Source organism: Shewanella sp. 4t3-1-2LB, from assembly GCF_017368415.1.
In the GTDB taxonomy this organism is placed as follows: domain Bacteria; phylum Pseudomonadota; class Gammaproteobacteria; order Enterobacterales; family Shewanellaceae; genus Shewanella; species Shewanella fodinae.
The window spans coordinates 1-17203 of the sequence record NZ_JAFNJD010000013.1; the positions used below are offsets into that span (position 1 = coordinate 1).

Genomic DNA, 17203 nt, shown 5'->3' on the forward strand with positions numbered 1-17203 from the left:
TGCACACTTGTTACCGGTCTCTCGTAAAAGGAGCCTGCGCTAAATCGAGCTGCTGCATGAAGACCCTCAATGGCCGTTGAGGGTGGGTCTCAATTTACCCAAAAACACACGGAATTAACCATACAAGCGCCCATGAATGTCTGGGCGCTTTTTATTTGGAGCATCTACCTTGATTTCATTACAAAAATTTGCTCATTCCCGCATAAGCTGGCTGGTATTATTGTTGAGCGCGGTAACGCTGGAATTATCGGCATTGTTTTTTCAATATGGGATGAAGTTGGATCCCTGTGTGATGTGTATTTACCAGCGAGTCGCGGTACTTGGATTGGGAACGGCGGGAATTGTTGGTCTGATTGCGCCATCATTTAGGCCGTTACGGGTTGTAGCAGCCGCAATCTGGGGCATCAGCGCGGCATGGGGATTGAAACTCGCAATTGGACTAAATCAATTACAACAGGATCCGTCTCCGTTTGCCACATGCTCATTTACCCCGAACTTTCCCAAATGGTTTCAATTACATGATTGGTTGCCATCGATGTTTATGCCGACCGGGATGTGCTCCGATATTCCTTGGACATTTCTCAGCATCACCATGGCACAGTGGATGATAGTGATATTTGCCACTTATTTGTTTGCCCTCGCACTATACATCTGGCCGATCCTGCGTCGCGCTCAATAGCCCTTGGCCGGGAGATACAACTCCCGGTTTAATCCATATCCTGTAAGGGCCAGGTCACTATGTAGTCTTCAAGGTCACGAATACGGGTCTCATTAACGGTTCGCCCCTTCACTGACATTCCTTTTTTATGCATCTGTTTCTTGCTCCCCGTCAGTAATGGATGCCAACTAGGTAATGGGCGTCCCAGATACAAGCGCCGATAGGCACAACTGTCTGGCAACCAATCCAAGCTGGCGATATTCTGTGGCGTCACAGCGGTACATTGGGGTACAAAATCAAATCGCTGTGAGTAATGAATACAGCTGCAATCCTTATCGGAGAGTAGCTTACAGGCGACATTGGTGTAATACAGCTTATCGGTTTCATCATCGATAAGTTTATTGAGACAACACTTACCACAGCCGTCACACAGCTGCTCCCATTCATCTTGCGTCATCTCATTGAGTGTTTTTGACAACCAGAACGACATTCTCGGGTTACCTGTTTTGTGAATTTCTTAATCTATCTGTAGCGCTTTTATCTTTTCAGATAAATGCACCAGTGCCAGCACCTTATAGTCATCATGCAAAAACTGTTTTAATGCGCGGTAGTTATCATAAATCAGATACTGCCGGCCGTTGACACCATCCGGCATGATCAAAGAGACCTGCATATCTTTACGCTGAGGCAAAGCCGCACCATCATAACGCCTGACCCCCGCCGCTTGCCATTGCACAAAACTTGCCCGGTGCTGTTCACCAATCAATGCTGACTTGAGTTTGCTGGTCGCGCGGACTTGTCGCCCCCAAGTTTGGCTGTCATCCCATCCTTGTGAGTTTAAGCAGTGAGCAATTGTGGCAAAGACATCCAAGGCATTGCCCCAAATATCCGCTTTACTATCGCCATCACCGTCAGTGCCACAGCGGTCATATGCTGACACGGTTAATCGTGGTTGCCCCAATAATCCGTTACTGTCACTGAGCAATTCTGCCGCCGTATTTTTATGCTGCTCAATTCGCTTGAGTGCTGCGAAAAACGCCGATAAATCAGGGGGTGTTTGCGCAGACTCAAATGCCAACGATGCCATTACTGACAGCGCCGAATACGCAGTTTCGCGCTCACCATAATCGGAACTTATGCCCCAGAAAGCCAACACAAAACGCGGTTGTACCTGGTACTTAAGGGCAAGGGCATCAAACTCGCGTTTATGTGCCAGATAAAGCGTCTTCGCCGCTTGTGCTCGTTGTTCTGTCGCCTCGCTAGGTAAATAACGCTCCAACGAACGCTCTTTATCTGATGACGGCGCAGCAGCGCGGCGAAACAGTTTGATTTGAGGAAACTGAGCACTCATCGTGGCTTCATCAATCCCGGCATCCCGAGCCTGCTGTTGCAGTTTTTTCAGAAACGCCGGGAAATCTGCAGTATTGGCATGTGCAACTGCACAAAGACTTATCATCAACCAACTGCAAAGATGCCCAATGCGTCCCATAGTTCTTCCTTTAATCGGTTTCAGCGTCCACGCCACGCTGTGCCAGCAATTCTTGCAGCAGATTGACCGGTGGCGGCGGCAATTGCAGATAATAGCCGTTTTGTTCCAGTTCAGCCTTAACCTTGGCAATATCCGCCAAGCCCAGATGCTGTCGCTTATCAAGAGGAAGCAACATCACCAACTGTGGCGGTCCAAACACCGCCAACAACGCACTTGGAACATCATCAAATTTGTCTTTCTGCCTGATAAATAAATAGGTATCGGCTTTGCGTCTGCTTTTATATACAGCACAGATCATAAGAACACCAAATTCCCCGGGTATAACTTGCCAGTAAAATGGCGACACTATAACATGGTTGCCCATTATACGTTGTATGTTAGTGAGCTTAATGCTCGGACGCCGGAGAATTCCGCCAGGATGCAAAAACCAGTTTTGGAGCTGAAAGGTTCCTCCTTCACGCTATCTGTTCTGCATGTTAATTCCACTGATCTTCCGCTGCTGCTTCAAGAATTGGATAAAAAACTGGCGCAAGCACCGCAATTTTTTATCCATGCCCCGTTGGTATTGAATTTTAGTGCAATTAATGGTGAAGCTATTGATCTTGCAAAACTGCAACAGGCCATGGCTGATCGGCAACTTATTCTGGTCGGTGTGTCCGGCGCAGATGCGCAGCAACAGCAACAAGCTGAATCGCTCGGGATTGCGCACCTGAAGATGGGCAAACAAAATCCGTTGCCACCACCGACTCCACGGGTCTGTAAAATCGTCAAGCAGAATATCCGTTCTGGGCAGCAGATTTATGCCAAGGGTGGTGACTTAGTGATCTTTGGCGCCGTTAGCAATGGCGCCGAGGTTATTGCCGATGGTAGCATTCATATTTATGGCACCTTACGCGGCAAAGCGATGGCTGGTGCCAGCGGAGATAACAATGCCGTCATCATTGCCAAGACGTTAGATGCAGAGTTAGTGTCTATCGCTGGGCAATATTGGTTGGCAGAAAATCTGCAACAACATGGCGCCAAAAGCAGTGGCTGTATCAGGTTGAATGGTGAATCATTAATTGTCGAAACGCTGCCCGACTGAGGCAGATACAAAGGATATAACAACACATGGCACAAATTATTGTGGTCACTTCGGGGAAAGGAGGCGTGGGTAAAACCACCTCCAGTGCTGCGATTGCAACCGGCCTGGCACTCAAAGGCCATAAAACGGTGGTGATCGATTTCGATATAGGTCTGCGGAATCTGGACTTGGTCATGGGCTGTGAACGCCGTGTTGTCTATGACTTTGTCAACGTCATCAACGGTGAAGCTAATCTCAATCAGGCGCTGATCAAAGATAAGCGTTGTGACAAGTTATTTATTTTACCTGCCTCGCAGACACGTGATAAAGACGCACTGACCAAGGAAGGCGTAGGAAAAGTACTGGCCGATTTATCAAAAGACTTTGAATTTATTGTGTGCGATTCGCCTGCCGGCATTGAAACTGGCGCAATGATGGCCTTGTACTTTGCCGATACCGCCATTGTCACCACCAACCCAGAGGTGAGTTCAGTTCGCGACTCTGATCGTATTTTGGGAATGTTGCAAAGCCGCAGTCGCCGCGCCGAAGATAGCCTTGAGCCGATCAAAGAGTATCTGTTATTGACTCGTTACTCGCCTGCCCGAGTGAAAACCGGTGAAATGCTCAGCGTTGAGGATGTGCAGGAGATCCTAGCCATCGATCTGCTGGGGGTGATCCCAGAATCGCAAGCAGTGCTAAAAGCATCCAATTCCGGCGTCCCGGTCATCATTGATCAAGAGAGCGACGCTGGTCAGGCCTATACTGATACTGTGAGTCGCCTGCTCGGCGAAGATATTCCTTTACGCTTCACCAGTGAAGAGAAAAAAGGATTCCTCAAACGTATATTTGGGTAGCTAAATTATGTCTTTACTTGACTATTTCAGAAGCAGCAAGAAAAGCAGTACTGCAGCCACCGCCAAAGAACGACTGCAGATTATTGTCGCCCATCAGCGCTCACAACGGGATACTCCCGATTATCTGCCGTTGATGAAACAGGAAATTATTCAGGTTATCCGCAAATATGTGCCGATCTCAGAAGAACAGGTATCGGTGCAGTTGGATCAGAATGACGATAACCTGTCGGTACTGGAGCTTAATGTTACCCTGCCAGATCATTGATATGATCTTCGGCATGATAAAGGCGCCCTGAGACGGCGCCTTTATGTTATCCGTTGCTACAGGCTGAGTGTCTGCAACGTTTCCGCAGCCAATTCGCCACGCCAACCTTGCAACAACAAGGGAGGTTGTCCTTGACGATTATCCCAATACCATCCGAGATATTCATTGATGTGACGTTTGGAACCCAACATTTCCACCGGCACTTGCGCTGACGTGGCAATCTGTTCCAGACAGCTCTTCAATAGTTTAAACGCTGCTTTATATGCTGGTTTAAGCGCCAGTACATCTATCGGTTCTGGTAATCGGGAATAATCGGTATCAGCAATAATATTCACCACATCCCGCGCATAAAAACGTTTTTCCTGATCGGTCAGATCTTTCAAGCGCAGCACATCATTAACCGTGCGAGGCTGCTTCTTGGCTAAAGCAATCAGTGCATGATCTTTCATCACAAAGCCTAACGCTAAATCTTTCTTCACAGCTTTATCTAGCCGCCAAGCCGCTAAGCCGCGTAGCACGGCCAACTCCATCGTCGACAGCTGGAACGCATTTTTAACTTTCAGATAAGCCAGTTCTCTGTCAGGCGGCAACAACCGCCCTTCGGTCATTCTGGCACTTTCTTCCAACGCCCATTGATAGCGTCCTTGCTGCTGCAGCGTTTGTTTCAGTTCTGGAAATAGTCGGTACAGATAAAGCACGTCGTTCGCAGCGTAGGCTAACTGCGATTCGGTCAGCGGCCGCCGGATCCAATCGGTCCTGGATTCACCTTTATCCAGCTCTACGCCTAAATATTGCTGCACTAACTTGGCATATCCGAGGCCATGCCCTTGGCCAGCAAGCCCCGCCGCTATCTGACTATCTAACAATGGTGCCGGCTGGATGCCACCATCATGAGCAAACACTTCTAAGTCTTCACTGCAAGAATGAAGCAACTTGGTGATATGCGGTGCCCTCAAAAGTGACCAGAATCCTGACAAGTCATCAATAGCGACCGGATCAATTAACGCCAAGGTTTTACCGTCATAAGCTTGGATCAACCCGAGACGGGCATAATAAGTGCGGGTACGTACAAACTCGGTATCCAGTACCAACAGCTCACTCTGCTGGTACTGCTGCAGCACCGGTGCCAACGCAGCACTGCTGTCAATATACAGATAATCTTGCAAAACTTACTCCTGTGAAGTGCCTGCGAAGGGCAATAAAAAACCGGCTCGGAGCCGGCTTTTTGGAGTTCTTAGGCGCTTTTCGCTTCATCCCTAAGTTCCCTGCGCAGGATTTTTCCCACATTGGTCTTCGGCAATTCATCGCGAAATTCTATCAGTTTTGGCACCTTATAGCCCGTTAAATGCTTACGGCAGTGCTGAATAAGTGCTTCCTTGGTTAAAGATTTGTCTTTTGCCACTACAAATATCTTAACCTGTTCGCCACTGATTGGATGTGGTACACCCACAGCTGCTACCTCGAGCACATCTGGATGTAAGGCAACAACTTCCTCTACTTCGTTCGGGAAAACGTTAAACCCAGAGACAAGGATCATATCCTTCTTGCGATCCACCAGATAGAAAAAGCCCTTATCATCCATATAACCGATATCACCGGTTGCCAGCCAACCATCCTTGTCGATAACTTTGGCGGTTTCTTCTGGCCGATTCCAATACCCCAGCATCACCTGTGGCCCTTTAGCAAACAACTCCCCAGCCTGTCCTTGAGATACCGGATGACCATCACTGTCGCGTACTTCTATCAAAGTGGACGGCATGGGTAAACCGATAGAACCGTTATAGCCTTCAATATTATACGGAGTCCCCGCCACCACCGGTGAGGCTTCAGTCAACCCATAACCTTCAAGCAATTTGGTCTTAGTTAACTTTTGCCATTTTTCGGCAACGGCGCGCTGCACCGCCATGCCCCCGCCAACGCTCAATTTCAACCGGGAAAAATCTAACTCAACAAATTCTGGATTATTCAACAATGCATTAAACAGCGTATTTACCCCGGTTAGCGCTGTGAACGGAAATTTCCGTAATTCTGCAATAAATCCAGGGATATCTCGGGGATTTGTGATCAGCAGGTTATTGGCACCCTTATGCATGAACAAAAATAGGTTCACCGTCAACGCAAAGATATGATAAAGCGGCAAGGCCGTAACCACACTCTCCACACCATCTGTAAGCAAAGGTGAATAAGCGCCATTCGCCTGCAAGACATTGGCGACCACGTTCCCGTGGCTAAGCATCGCTCCCTTGGAAACCCCCGTAGTACCGCCGGTATATTGCAAAAATGCAATGTCTTTGCTGTCCATTTGCGGTTTGACATATTGGTGTGCTTTACCCGCACGCAGCGCCTTGCGCATGGAGATTGCACCAGGCAAAGAATACTTAGGCACCATATGTTTGATGTACTTCACTACGAAGTTAACCAAGGTACGCTTAGGGACCCCCAACAGATCACCAATGCCACTGATAATCACATGTTTTACCGGCGTCTGTTCGACTATCTGCTCTAAAGTATTGGCAAAATTGGACACCACCACGATCGCTTTGGCTTCGCTGTCGACTAACTGATGTTTTAACTCGCGTGGAGTGTATAGAGGATTTACATTGACGACTACTAATCCGGCGCGCAACACCCCAAAAATAGCGATGGGATACTGCAACAGATTAGGCATCATGATGGCAATTTTATCGCCTTTCTTTAAACCGAGATCATGTTGCAGGTAAGAAGCAAAGGCTCGACTACGCTCCTCCAGCTTGCTGAAGGTCAGACTCGCCCCCATGTTAATAAAAGCCGATTGCTCAGCAAACCTGTTCACTGCTGTTTCAAACATCTCCAAAATGGAGGTGAACTGTGCTGCATCTATCTCAGCAGGGACATCAGCTGGCAAGCTATTAATCCAGGGTTGATCCACAAATCTCTCCTAAAATCCGGCTTCAGTGTTACAGCACAGCCAATCTCACTGCGCGCTATCGATAACCACCGAGTTAAGTTCTTATAATTAGCAACCGGTGCCAAACCTGGCTCTGATGCTATAAATCACGATTATAAAAAAATCATACGACCGTTTGAATTTTGATCATAATCACATAAATTTTTAGCTTTGCCTAGTCCCTGCCAATGCAATTTGGTAGTTCTAGGAAGTCTTTGATGGCTAAGGCAACTTTTGCCGCATTCTCCATATGCAAATGATGATTTCCAGTCAATTGCACTTTGGTCAAATGCCTAAACCACGGCGTAACCTTAGGCAACAATTCAGCCAGCGAAGCATATCCCTCGGTTCCCGTCAGTAATAGCGACGGTATAGCAATTCCCTGCATCAGTTGCTCCACTTGCGCCAAACTCAGACGCTGCGGAGAATCGGTTCTAAGCCGCGGATCTGTGCGCCAATAGCTGCCTGCCGCATCGTGTGCAATATTGCGTTGCAGGATCAAGCGACACCATTGCGGTTCAAGACCCGTAAGGCGGCAGCGTGAATCAACTGCCCGTTCCAGCTCGCAGTAATGCCGCGGTAAGCGCGATTTTTCCATAGTTTGTCGGAAACTCTTACGCAAGCGAGATCGCTGGTAACTGATGTCTTCAAACAAAGGGGTTAGCGCTTCAATCAACACCAACGCAATGACTCGCTCGGGATAAGCAGCCGCATATGCGCTAGCAACAATTCCCCCCAACGAATGGCCGACAATGTAAACCGGCGTGTCGGCACTGACAACATTCAGTAACCGATGCAAATCATAAAGATAGTCAACCCAGTGCAACGGATAATTTCCTGGACGCCTGGGTGACCAACCATGCCCTGGCCAATCAATTGCTAGAACGCGATAATCCGCTTGTAAGTGAGAAGCGAGCGGCTCAAAGCTGTTAGCGTTATCCAGCCAACCGTGCAATCCGACTAAGAGCGGTTTATGGGCGTCGCCCCAAGCTCTTATTGCAACCGTTTGCTCACCGAGATCGATCTCCCCGTTCACGGGGCCGGAAGATTGCCATAGTTCCATCTGTTTGTCAGGCCGTCCTTCAAATTTTTATCATTTTCTACCACTGTCCAACGTTCTAGCGACACCTTTGGCCTTTGCTGATTGGTTAGCAACAACCCGCCAACACAGATATAACGCCCCCAGCCCCACGGCAAACCACAGAGCTACCCAGATCACCGCAGGGATCAGCGTCATCTGCGCTAATAACGCCGCATCGCCACGTTGTCCCAGCCCCAACAATACCGCCGGACTCGCTAGTGCGTTGAGCATAACTATCATGGCGACTAGCCGCAGACTACCACGCAGTAACGTACTGTAAGTCAGCTTTAGGGGCAGTAAAAATAACACCGAGAGACTCAACATGATGGCAATACTCAACAGATCTCGCCCCCACAATGCCAACGTCAGTAATACCACCAGCCCAAGAGCCAGATAGCTTTGGCGAATACCTTGTCGCAGACAAGACATGAAAAAAAGCAATGTTCCCCAAAGTGCCGCGCCGGTATAACCACTAAACCCGACTAATACAGGCCAGCCGCCTTGGCTAAAACACAGACCGGATCCATCGGGGAATAAGCGGATTTGGCTAACGACACCACCTGAAATAACCGCGGCAATGGCATGGGAAAGTTCATGGAAGTAACTCTCAAGCCAATGAAATGGCAGCGATACATAAGGCAGACGGGACAGCACCAGCGCTAAAATCAACTCAACAAAAAACTGGGCTTTTCCAGGAATTAACGACGGGGAAGATGGCACGGTTCGAACATCAAGCATAAACATCAACGCCAACCATCTGCGAAATACTATCGCGCTGTTCGGCATGCTGAGTTAGCAGATAAGTGGCAATGGCACTAGAGCTGGTCGAGGTATCCCGTTCATACTCCACTTTTGCCTGATATTTGGCATCCACCATATCGTGGTCAATGTCAACAGCAGGACTTTCTATGGCTGTTGGTGTTGTTGCAACAGCATTAACGACTTTTTCGCGTGCTGGAGATACCGGACGGTTGCTGGCAACTGCCTGTGACAGATCGGGGGTATTGTTCAGTGAAACAGTCTGAATATTCATGACCACACCGCCAGTTTAGCTCTGCATTGCACCGGTTATGCCCTGCCGGGCAATTTCTTCCATGCGACAGTATCACGCAGATACACGGGGGCGAGTTGATCAACCGTCGTCGCATGTCCCTGCTGCCATTCGCTGACAGCAAGAGTAAGCATGGCATCTGCGTCAGGATATTTCACGCTTTCCGCTAAGGTCAAGTTATCGATGTTAAGAATAAGATCCGGATAGGTTTCAAAGCCGCTACCGCAAGCAAAAATAGTTTCTGCATCAGCAAAAGGTGACTGCAGTGCCTGTGGAGTGCTTACCTGTTCTTCGCCAACCAGCACGGCTAAGCCGTCAACCGCTTCAAAACACCCCCAATAAATCTCGTCCATACGGGCATCAATAGCACTGATAATATAACGAGCCGATGTGCTATCAATCACCTTCTGCGCCAACGCCGCCAAGGTGGAGATACCCACTACGGGGATATCGCGTGCCAGCGCTAAGCCCTGTGTCATTGAAGTACAGATACGAATCCCGGTAAAACTGCCGGGGCCCCGGCCATAAGCAATAAGCCCCACATCTGCCATGGTCAATCCGGCTTGCGACAATAAACCATCAATCATCGGCAGTAACCGCTGGCTGTGTTCTCTTGGCGCTTCTTCGGCAACCGATAGACGACCGTTGGGCCATTGCAAAGCAGCAGAACAGAGTTCGGTGCAGGTATCCAGCGCCAACACCACGGGCGGTAGCTTTTGATTTGGTTTCATCTAGACCTCGGTTGCCGGGAAACTATCACCGGCCGACTTTTGACGGCGGCGATCATACCACCAAATCTCCACAAGCCAAGTTTATCGGGCACGATAATCGCAGCATGGTGTCGTGTCCTAGCTGCGTAGTTCACATTTCACGCATATACATCGACCTGCCACAGCCATCACGAGATGTTTCGTGATATGTTTCAAAGTATCATCATCTGCCTAGCAGTTATGCTCTTGCTAATTTTCCGGGGCGATTGGCGAACTTTAGCTAAAATTGTTTGCCTTAGTGACAAGCCTCATCAGCTAACAAAGGAATTTTCATGTCTGATCAATGTAATCACACTCATACTTTCAAGGCACCATTACGCCGTCTGCGCCGTCTACGTACCTCTGAAGCTATGCGTGCTATGGTCCGGGAAAACTTTATCTCGCTGGACGATCTGATCCACCCGATTTTTATTGAAGAAGGCATCACTGCCCCGGTTGAAATCCGCACCCTGCCAGGCATCAGCCGTTTTCCAGAATCCATGTTGGCGCAGGAAATCAAAGAGCTGCAAAAACTCGGTGTTAAATATGTGATGCCTTTTGGGATCTCCCATCATAAAGATGCAATCGGTAGTGACACTTGGAATGATGAAGGTTTGCTAGCCCGTATGGTACGCACCATTAAGCAAACTGCGCCGGAAATGATCGTCATCCCTGATATTTGTTTCTGTGAATACACAGATCATGGTCATTGTGGTGTGATTGAACACATCCATGATGATGTGCATGTATGTAACGATGCCACCGTGGAAAATCTGGTAAAACAGGCCATCTGCGCTGCTAAAGCTGGGGCCGACATGCTGGCGCCTTCCGCCATGATGGACGGTCAGATCCGCGCAATGCGTGATGGCTTAGATGCCGCAGGTTATGAAAACGTATCTATCCTCGCCCACTCTGCCAAATTTGCTTCCGCATTTTATGGCCCATTCCGGGAAGCGGTAGCCAGCGAACTGAAGGGTAACCGTAAAGGTTATCAACTGGATTGCGCCGATGGGCGCCAAGCCATGGTAGAAGCGCTGTTGGACGAAGAAGAAGGTGCCGATATCCTGATGGTAAAACCGGGCACACCTTATCTGGACGTATTGGCGCGTCTGCGTGACCGCACTGATCTGCCGTTGGCGGCTTATCATGTGGGTGGCGAATATGCCAGTATCAAATTTGCCGCACTGGCTGGGGCACTGGATGAACGCGCCGTGGTGACTGAAAGCTTTATCGGCTTCAAACGTGCCGGTGCCAGTTTAATTGTCAGTTACTATACAAAACAGTTTGCTGAATGGCTGGCGGCTGACAAAAACGTCTAAAGTAAGCCACAACGTGTTACCAAACGGGAGGCCAGTGGCCTCCCATTTTTTTTGATTCATTTTCATAGCAATACTAAAAATAAAGCATTAGATATACATATCCAATTGATTAATATTCATTTTATTTCTTGTAAAAATGCCAATGCTTTATTGATGTCTCGCGTTCTGGCCATTGGTGGCAACGAATTCAAAAAGGCACTGCCATAGGCGCGGTTCACAATGCGGTTATCACACAGGATAAGCACGCCCCGATCATGCTCGTCGCGGATCAGCCGTCCAAACCCCTGTTTTAAGGCAATCACCGCCTGCGGCAAAGAGATGTCATTAAAGGGATCGCCACCCCGCCTATGCAATTCTGCTGCGCGGGCACGATAAAGATTGTCATCCGGTGATACAAACGGCAGCTTGTCAATTATCACGCAAGACAGCAGATGCCCTCGCACATCTACCCCTTCCCAAAAACTGCCAGTCCCCAGTAACACGGCATTACCAAGTTGGCGAAATTTCTTCAGCAGGCTCTGTTTGCCCGCACTGCCCTGCACTAACAGTGGATAATGACAACGCCCCCGCAGCGCTAACGCCACCCGCTCCAACATCCGGTGGCTGGTAAACAGAATAAATGTCCGCCCTTTGGCAGCCTCTATTGCCTGCAAACAGATACTCAGCAAGCGCTGCAGCTGATAGTCGGAATCACTGCGGACATCCGCTAATTGCCGAGGCACGCAAAATAGTGCCTGGCGCTGATAGTCAAATGGACTATCGAGGATCATTTCACAACAATCTGTCAGCCCTAAGGCTTTAGCGAAATGTCGTAGCTCACGATTAACCTGCAGTGTTGCAGAGGTAAATACCCAACGGCAATCACCATTAAATAACTGCATACACTCTTGGGTCACATCTATAGGAGCCATTCGCAACATCGGCAAACGCCCACTCAATTCTAACGAATAGGCGGCACTGGGGTTATCGCACTCAAGGAATTGTTGAAATTTAGCCAAGTATTCCAGCCATTTTTCAAAGCAATCATCCAACGCTTCGCTGCGACCAACATGCGCCAACAACAAACGCTGTAACGCCTGAAACTCCTCTAGCAACTGCCAGCTACGCCCCGCTAATACTTTATCTGCCAGCAATAGCCGCCAGTCATTTTGTCCGTTTTGCAGACACGCCTGCGCCCAATCGGCTAAACGGCTCATACAGCGCCTAGCCAACTCGCCAAGTTGCACCGTATCGCGCAATTCATTGAGATAAACCTCTTCAATGCGCGCCAACAAACGATCCATACCAGCCAACGACAATTGCTGACCGAAATAGCTCACGGCAATGTCCGGTAGCTGATGCGCTTCGTCAAACACCAACATATCCGCTTTTGGCAGTAATTCGGCAAAACCGGTATCTTTCAAAACCCAATCGGCAAAAAAAAGATGATGATTAATGACGATGATCTTAGCGTCTAAGGTTTTCAGTCGAGCCTTGCGGGTAAAACACTGCTCATAAAATTGACAGCGTTTACCGATGCAGCTTTCACGGGTCGATGCCACCAAGGCGAGCGCTGGCGACTGTTCGGACACCGTGGCGATCATGCCCAAATCGCCATCACTACTGGCAGCCGCCCATTGCTGCAGTCGCAGCAAATCGTCTAACGTTTGACTCTCCAGACTTTGCGCACTGTCCAGCTGCTGTTGCAGTCGTAGCTGACACAGATAATTGTTACGCCCTTTAAGTAAGGCAATTTGGGGGGCGATGTCCAGCATCGCTAACAGCGCCGGAATATCCTTGTAAAACAATTGTTCCTGCAGATTTTTACTACCAGTAGACACTATCACTTGCTTACCAGACAACAGCGCAGGTATCAGGTAACCAAAGGTCTTGCCAACACCGGTTCCCGCTTCCAGCACCAATTTCCCAGCAGGGCGATCTAACGTTTCAGCAACTGCCTGCGCCATTTGCAGTTGTTGTGGTCGCGGTTTATAACCTGAGATCCCACGCGCCAACACACCTGCTTGAGAAAACGCCAAATTGACTTCTTTCATTAAACGGCTAATGGTGAATCTCCGCGCACTTAGGGAACTGATTGTCAAAGGGCATTATCCTCAATTCTAGGGTCACAGCAAGCCGCACCGCCGATTGTTTTTACTCTCTCCGATTAATCGGCTGTAAAGTGCATGATGATGCAAAATCAAAATTTGAAAATTAATTGTTGCAAATGCGGAATAAAGAGATTAGCTTAACTCCCATATTGACGTTGCCTTTCAATAAACGTCATCTGAACCAAATTTAGGAAATGAATTAATGAACCAGCTTCAGTTTGCTATCCACCATCATCACCACGAGCGGTAGCCTTCGGAGCTGACTGCCGGAGGTATATTCCTTCTGGCGGTTGATTCAAACGACTTAACACCCCCGGAAGGAATTCCGGGGGTGTTTTGTTTTTAGCGTTAAAATTTTTGAATCAACAATCAGGAAATCACCAGCATGACTGCATCAAACCGATTAAGAATTGCCATCCAGAAATCCGGACGTTTGTCCGAAGAATCACAGAAACTGCTGAAAAAATGTGGTGTTAAATTCACCGTTAACGAACAAAGGCTAATAGCCCACGCTGATAACATGCCAATTGATCTGTTGCGGGTTCGTGACGATGACATTCCAGGGCTAGTGATGGATGGCGTAGTTGATCTCGGTATCATCGGTGAAAACGTGCTGGAAGAGGAAGAAATTGAACGCCAGAGTCTGGGGATGCCCTCTGAATATCAGAAGCTAAAACAACTGGATTTTGGGGGGTGCCGTTTATCACTGGCGGTTCCGAAAGAGTTTGCTTACCAAGATGCGTACTCCTTAGAAGGTTTGCGGATTGCAACCTCCTACCCCAATTTACTGCGCCGTTTTATGCAAAATAAAGGCATAAGTTTTCGAAGCTGTCTGTTAAAAGGTTCGGTGGAAGTGGCGCCTCGCGCCGGACTTGCTGATGGCATTTGCGATCTGGTATCTACTGGGGCAACACTGGAAGCTAATGGCCTGTATGAAACTGAAGTTATTTACCGCTCAATGGCCTGCATTATTCAGTCTCAGCAAACACAATCCCAAGAAAAACAGTTACTCATCGATACGTTGATGAGTCGCATCAATGGCGTTATTCGAGCACGCGGTAGCAAATACATTCTGCTCCACGCCCCCGTGGATGCGCTGGAACAAGTGGTTGCCTTGCTGCCAGGCGCTGAAAACCCAACGGTACTACCACTCAAAAATGACAGCAGTCGGGTGGCGGTGCATGCCGTCAGCAGTGAAGATCTGTTCTGGGATACCATGGAGCAGTTGACGGCATTGGGCGCCAGTTCCATTCTGGTAATGCCAATTGAAAAAATGATGGGGTGATCCTGATGCAAACCCTCAACTGGAATCAACTTGATAATGAAGCACAAACCGCTTCACTGCGCCGTTCGCCACTGGTGGGTGACAACACGTTGGAGCAGCAGGTTAGCGAAATTATTAGTACCGTACGGCAACGTGGTGATGCGGCGCTACGCGAATACAGCCGCCGCTTTGACAAAACAGAGATTCAAGATATTCGGCTATCTGACGCAGATATCAACGCTGCATCAGCGCGGGTCAGTGATGAACTGAAAGCGGCGATTCAAGCAGCAATGGCTAATATCCGTCGTTTTCACGAAGCGCAAAAACCCGGCACAATCTCGTTGGAGACACAGGCGGGGATCCGCTGTGAACTTCACAGTGAAGCGATTGCAGCGGTCGGGCTGTACATCCCCGGCGGTAGCGCACCCTTGATCTCTACCGTGATGATGCTGGCTTTGCCCGCCAATATCGCCGGTTGTGAGCGTCGCGTACTGGTGAGTCCGCCGCCAATCGATGATGCTATTGTGTATGCCGCAACCGCGTGTGGCGTAAATGAAATTTATCAAGTCGGTGGCGCGCAGGCGATTGCAGCGCTAGCGTTTGGCACCGAATCAATTACCCCAGTAGACAAGATTTTTGGCCCAGGCAACCGTTATGTGACTGAAGCAAAAAGCCAGGTTTCCCGTGATAATCAAGCCTGTGTCAGCATTGATATGCCGGCGGGGCCATCTGAAGTGCTCGTGATTGCCGATGCCAAGGCCAATCCGGTATTCGTTGCCGCTGACCTGTTGTCTCAGGCTGAGCATGGCCCTGATTCGCAGGTGATGCTGGTTACCGACAGTGACCCCCTTGCCAGAGCGGTGGCTCAGGAAGTTGAACGTCAGCTGGCAACACTGCCAAGGGCAGAGATCGCCCGCAAAGCGTTATTTTGCAGCAGAACATTGATTGTTAGAGATATGCAGCAAGCGGTTCAGGTATCCAACCGTTATGGCCCTGAGCACTTGATCTTGCAAACTCAGCAACCACGTGAATTACTCAAGAGTATTCGCGCCGCAGGTTCTGTATTTGTCGGCCCCTATACGCCTGAATCCGTGGGTGATTATGCCAGCGGCACTAATCATGTATTACCTACCTACGGTTATAGCCGTACGGTCTCCAGCTTATCTTTAGCCGACTTCTGTCGGCGCTTTACGGTGCAGGAATTATCGGCTGATGGTCTGTTGAGACTCGGTAATACCGTTATGACACTCGCAGCAGCCGAACAGTTAGAGGCACACAAAAATGCCGTGGCTTTGCGTCTGTCCACCCTTAATGCTGCTGGAGAAGTCAAATGAGTGCGTCAACGTTGAATCTGGCACAGCGGCTGGCGCGTCCAGAACTTTTGACACTTGAGCCCTATCAGAGTGCCCGTCGTATTGGTGGGCATGGGGATATCTGGATCAACGCCAATGAAAGTCCTTTCAATCATACAGATTTGCCACGGTTGAACCGCTATCCGGAATGTCAACCACCAGCGCTCATTGCAGCTTACAGCCGTTATGTAGGCGTTGCTAGTCAGCGTATAGTGTGCAGCCGCGGTGCCGATGAAGCCATTGAGCTATTGATCCGTACTTTCTGTATTCCAGGTAAGGACAGCATCGCACTGTTCGGCCCCACTTATGGCATGTATGGCATCAGCGCTCGTACTTTTAATGTTGGCGTAGTTTCGATGTCGCTGACAGCAGACTATGGATTGCCAGACGATCTCAGTGCAGTGAAAGGTTGTAAGCTGGTGTATATCTGTAATCCCAATAACCCTACCGGCACCTTACTTAGCCCCGGCGTTATTGAGAAAGTCCTAGAGACATTGCCTGAACAGTTGGTGGTGGTCGATGAGGCCTATATCGAATTCAGTCCAGAATACTCAGTGGTTAACCTGCTCGACAAATACCCTAATCTGGTGATCCTGCGAACACTTTCCAAGGCGTTTGCATTAGCTGGCGCACGTTGCGGTTTTACCTTAGCCTCCGCCGATATCATCGCCATGATTATGCTCGTCATTGCCCCCTACCCGGTTCCGTTACCGGTGTCGCTACTGGCAGAGCAAGCCCTCAGTGCTGAAGGCGTCACCCAGATGCGTGCCGATGTCAAACTGCTGAAACAGCAAGGGCAGCGGCTGGCAGAATGTCTGGAACAACTGGGAGCCAGAGTGCTGCCAAGTGGCGCGAACTTTGTACAAGCATATTTTGAGGACATCCAAACGGTAGCCCAAGGGCTTAAAGATGCCGGTATTGTCGCCAGAGCTTACAAAGATCCCCGATTACTCAACGCTATACGCTTTAGCTACAGCGATGGGCATGAAACAGATCTGATAATCGCGACACTGGAAAACATTCTGAATTAACCGCCCTACAC

Annotated in this window: 18 protein-coding genes; 8 read left to right on the forward strand and 10 right to left on the reverse strand. The window is 49.1% G+C overall.

What is annotated here, in order from left to right; translation table 11 throughout:
• Nucleotides 1-169: 169 nt before the first annotated feature.
• A complete protein-coding gene (gene dsbB, locus J3L11_RS06665; RefSeq protein WP_207570548.1) occupies nucleotides 170-679 on the forward strand; it encodes a disulfide bond formation protein DsbB in 510 nt (169 codons plus the stop codon).
• A 28-nt stretch (nucleotides 680-707) separates the two neighbouring features.
• On the opposite strand, the gene J3L11_RS06670 is transcribed toward dsbB, so the two are convergent.
• Genes J3L11_RS06670 through J3L11_RS06680 form a run of 3 tightly spaced genes read right to left on the reverse strand, consistent with a single transcriptional unit; the run spans nucleotide 708 to nucleotide 2445 of the window.
• Entirely contained in the window at nucleotides 708-1148 is a 441-nt protein-coding gene (locus J3L11_RS06670) for a YcgN family cysteine cluster protein (RefSeq protein ID WP_189616176.1), read from the reverse strand.
• A 27-nt stretch (nucleotides 1149-1175) separates the two neighbouring features.
• Nucleotides 1176-2147, reverse strand: coding sequence for a lytic murein transglycosylase (locus J3L11_RS06675; protein WP_207570549.1), 972 nt, complete (start codon nucleotides 2145-2147; stop codon nucleotides 1176-1178).
• 10 nt (nucleotides 2148-2157) lie between these two features.
• Complete coding sequence (locus tag J3L11_RS06680; RefSeq protein ID WP_133040063.1) at nucleotides 2158-2445, reverse strand: YcgL domain-containing protein; 288 nt, start codon at nucleotides 2443-2445, stop codon at nucleotides 2158-2160.
• A 120-nt stretch (nucleotides 2446-2565) separates the two neighbouring features.
• Here J3L11_RS06680 and minC point away from each other — a divergent pair, with 120 nt between their 5' ends.
• From minC to minE, 3 genes are read left to right on the forward strand one after another with little or no spacing between them, the layout of a single operon-like run.
• A complete protein-coding gene (minC, locus tag J3L11_RS06685) occupies nucleotides 2566-3231 on the forward strand; it encodes a septum site-determining protein MinC (protein ID WP_207570550.1) in 666 nt (221 codons plus the stop codon).
• Nucleotides 3232-3257: 26 nt separating this feature from the next.
• Complete coding sequence (minD, locus tag J3L11_RS06690; RefSeq protein WP_207570551.1) at nucleotides 3258-4064, forward strand: septum site-determining protein MinD; 807 nt, start codon at nucleotides 3258-3260, stop codon at nucleotides 4062-4064.
• Between the two features lie 7 nt (nucleotides 4065-4071).
• Complete coding sequence (gene minE / locus J3L11_RS06695) at nucleotides 4072-4329, forward strand: cell division topological specificity factor MinE (RefSeq protein WP_133040066.1); 258 nt, start codon at nucleotides 4072-4074, stop codon at nucleotides 4327-4329.
• 56 nt (nucleotides 4330-4385) lie between these two features.
• Here the strand turns inward: minE and rnd are convergent, their stop codons facing one another.
• The 6 genes from rnd to tsaB form a co-directional block, all read right to left on the reverse strand.
• On the reverse strand, nucleotides 4386-5495 hold the full coding sequence (rnd, locus tag J3L11_RS06700) for a ribonuclease D (protein ID WP_207570552.1): 1110 nt from the start codon (nucleotides 5493-5495) through the stop codon (nucleotides 4386-4388).
• Between the two features lie 68 nt (nucleotides 5496-5563).
• A complete protein-coding gene (gene fadD / locus J3L11_RS06705; protein ID WP_189616168.1) occupies nucleotides 5564-7237 on the reverse strand; it encodes a long-chain-fatty-acid--CoA ligase FadD in 1674 nt (557 codons plus the stop codon).
• A gap of 193 nt (nucleotides 7238-7430) precedes the next feature.
• Nucleotides 7431-8318 (reverse strand): alpha/beta hydrolase, encoded by an 888-nt coding sequence (locus J3L11_RS06710; RefSeq protein ID WP_207570553.1) that lies wholly within the window; start codon nucleotides 8316-8318, stop codon nucleotides 7431-7433.
• Nucleotides 8319-8348: 30 nt separating this feature from the next.
• On the reverse strand, nucleotides 8349-9074 hold the full coding sequence (locus J3L11_RS06715) for a M50 family metallopeptidase (RefSeq protein ID WP_133039138.1): 726 nt from the start codon (nucleotides 9072-9074) through the stop codon (nucleotides 8349-8351).
• Nucleotides 9067-9369 carry a hypothetical protein gene (locus J3L11_RS06720; protein WP_133039137.1) on the reverse strand — a complete coding sequence of 101 codons (303 nt, stop codon included), beginning with the start codon at nucleotides 9367-9369 and terminating at the stop codon, nucleotides 9067-9069. The genes J3L11_RS06715 and J3L11_RS06720 overlap by 8 nt, the downstream gene beginning before the upstream one ends.
• Before the next feature lie 35 nt (nucleotides 9370-9404).
• A complete protein-coding gene (gene tsaB / locus J3L11_RS06725; RefSeq protein ID WP_189616163.1) occupies nucleotides 9405-10118 on the reverse strand; it encodes a tRNA (adenosine(37)-N6)-threonylcarbamoyltransferase complex dimerization subunit type 1 TsaB in 714 nt (237 codons plus the stop codon).
• A gap of 311 nt (nucleotides 10119-10429) precedes the next feature.
• On the opposite strand from tsaB, the gene hemB reads away from it, so the two are divergent.
• Nucleotides 10430-11455: a porphobilinogen synthase gene (gene hemB, locus J3L11_RS06730; RefSeq protein ID WP_189616161.1), complete on the forward strand. Its 1026-nt coding sequence runs from the start codon at nucleotides 10430-10432 to the stop codon at nucleotides 11453-11455.
• Between the two features lie 116 nt (nucleotides 11456-11571).
• Here hemB and J3L11_RS06735 read toward each other — a convergent pair whose 3' ends face one another.
• Entirely contained in the window at nucleotides 11572-13488 is a 1917-nt protein-coding gene (locus J3L11_RS06735) for an ATP-dependent DNA helicase (protein ID WP_207570554.1), read from the reverse strand.
• Between the two features lie 442 nt (nucleotides 13489-13930).
• Between J3L11_RS06735 and hisG the strand changes: the two genes are divergently transcribed.
• Genes hisG through hisC form a run of 3 tightly spaced genes read left to right on the forward strand, consistent with a single transcriptional unit; the run spans nucleotide 13931 to nucleotide 17192 of the window.
• Nucleotides 13931-14830 carry an ATP phosphoribosyltransferase gene (gene hisG, locus J3L11_RS06740; protein WP_133039134.1) on the forward strand — a complete coding sequence of 300 codons (900 nt, stop codon included), beginning with the start codon at nucleotides 13931-13933 and terminating at the stop codon, nucleotides 14828-14830.
• 5 nt (nucleotides 14831-14835) lie between these two features.
• Entirely contained in the window at nucleotides 14836-16143 is a 1308-nt protein-coding gene (gene hisD / locus J3L11_RS06745) for a histidinol dehydrogenase (RefSeq protein WP_207570555.1), read from the forward strand.
• On the forward strand, nucleotides 16140-17192 hold the full coding sequence (gene hisC / locus J3L11_RS06750; RefSeq protein ID WP_207570556.1) for a histidinol-phosphate transaminase: 1053 nt from the start codon (nucleotides 16140-16142) through the stop codon (nucleotides 17190-17192). Before hisD ends, hisC begins: the two co-directional genes overlap by 4 nt.
• Nucleotides 17193-17203 lie beyond the last annotated feature (11 nt).

What these genes read in the sequence shown, in the direction of transcription:
- J3L11_RS06670 (WP_189616176.1), bottom strand. Translation starts at nt 1,148, where the DNA reads ATGTCGTTCTGGTTGTCAAAAACACTCAATGAGATGACGCAAGATGAA.
- J3L11_RS06675 (WP_207570549.1), bottom strand. Translation starts at nt 2,147, where the DNA reads ATGGGACGCATTGGGCATCTTTGCAGTTGGTTGATGATAAGTCTTTGT.
- J3L11_RS06680 (WP_133040063.1), bottom strand. Translation starts at nt 2,445, where the DNA reads ATGATCTGTGCTGTATATAAAAGCAGACGCAAAGCCGATACCTATTTA.
- minC (WP_207570550.1), top strand. Translation starts at nt 2,566, where the DNA reads ATGCAAAAACCAGTTTTGGAGCTGAAAGGTTCCTCCTTCACGCTATCT.
- minD (WP_207570551.1), top strand. Translation starts at nt 3,258, where the DNA reads ATGGCACAAATTATTGTGGTCACTTCGGGGAAAGGAGGCGTGGGTAAA.
- minE (WP_133040066.1), top strand. Translation starts at nt 4,072, where the DNA reads ATGTCTTTACTTGACTATTTCAGAAGCAGCAAGAAAAGCAGTACTGCA.
- J3L11_RS06710 (WP_207570553.1), bottom strand. Translation starts at nt 8,318, where the DNA reads ATGGAACTATGGCAATCTTCCGGCCCCGTGAACGGGGAGATCGATCTC.
- J3L11_RS06715 (WP_133039138.1), bottom strand. Translation starts at nt 9,074, where the DNA reads ATGCTTGATGTTCGAACCGTGCCATCTTCCCCGTCGTTAATTCCTGGA.
- J3L11_RS06720 (WP_133039137.1), bottom strand. Translation starts at nt 9,369, where the DNA reads ATGAATATTCAGACTGTTTCACTGAACAATACCCCCGATCTGTCACAG.
- tsaB (WP_189616163.1), bottom strand. Translation starts at nt 10,118, where the DNA reads ATGAAACCAAATCAAAAGCTACCGCCCGTGGTGTTGGCGCTGGATACC.
- hemB (WP_189616161.1), top strand. Translation starts at nt 10,430, where the DNA reads ATGTCTGATCAATGTAATCACACTCATACTTTCAAGGCACCATTACGC.
- J3L11_RS06735 (WP_207570554.1), bottom strand. Translation starts at nt 13,488, where the DNA reads ATGAAAGAAGTCAATTTGGCGTTTTCTCAAGCAGGTGTGTTGGCGCGT.
- hisG (WP_133039134.1), top strand. Translation starts at nt 13,931, where the DNA reads ATGACTGCATCAAACCGATTAAGAATTGCCATCCAGAAATCCGGACGT.
- hisD (WP_207570555.1), top strand. Translation starts at nt 14,836, where the DNA reads ATGCAAACCCTCAACTGGAATCAACTTGATAATGAAGCACAAACCGCT.
- hisC (WP_207570556.1), top strand. Translation starts at nt 16,140, where the DNA reads ATGAGTGCGTCAACGTTGAATCTGGCACAGCGGCTGGCGCGTCCAGAA.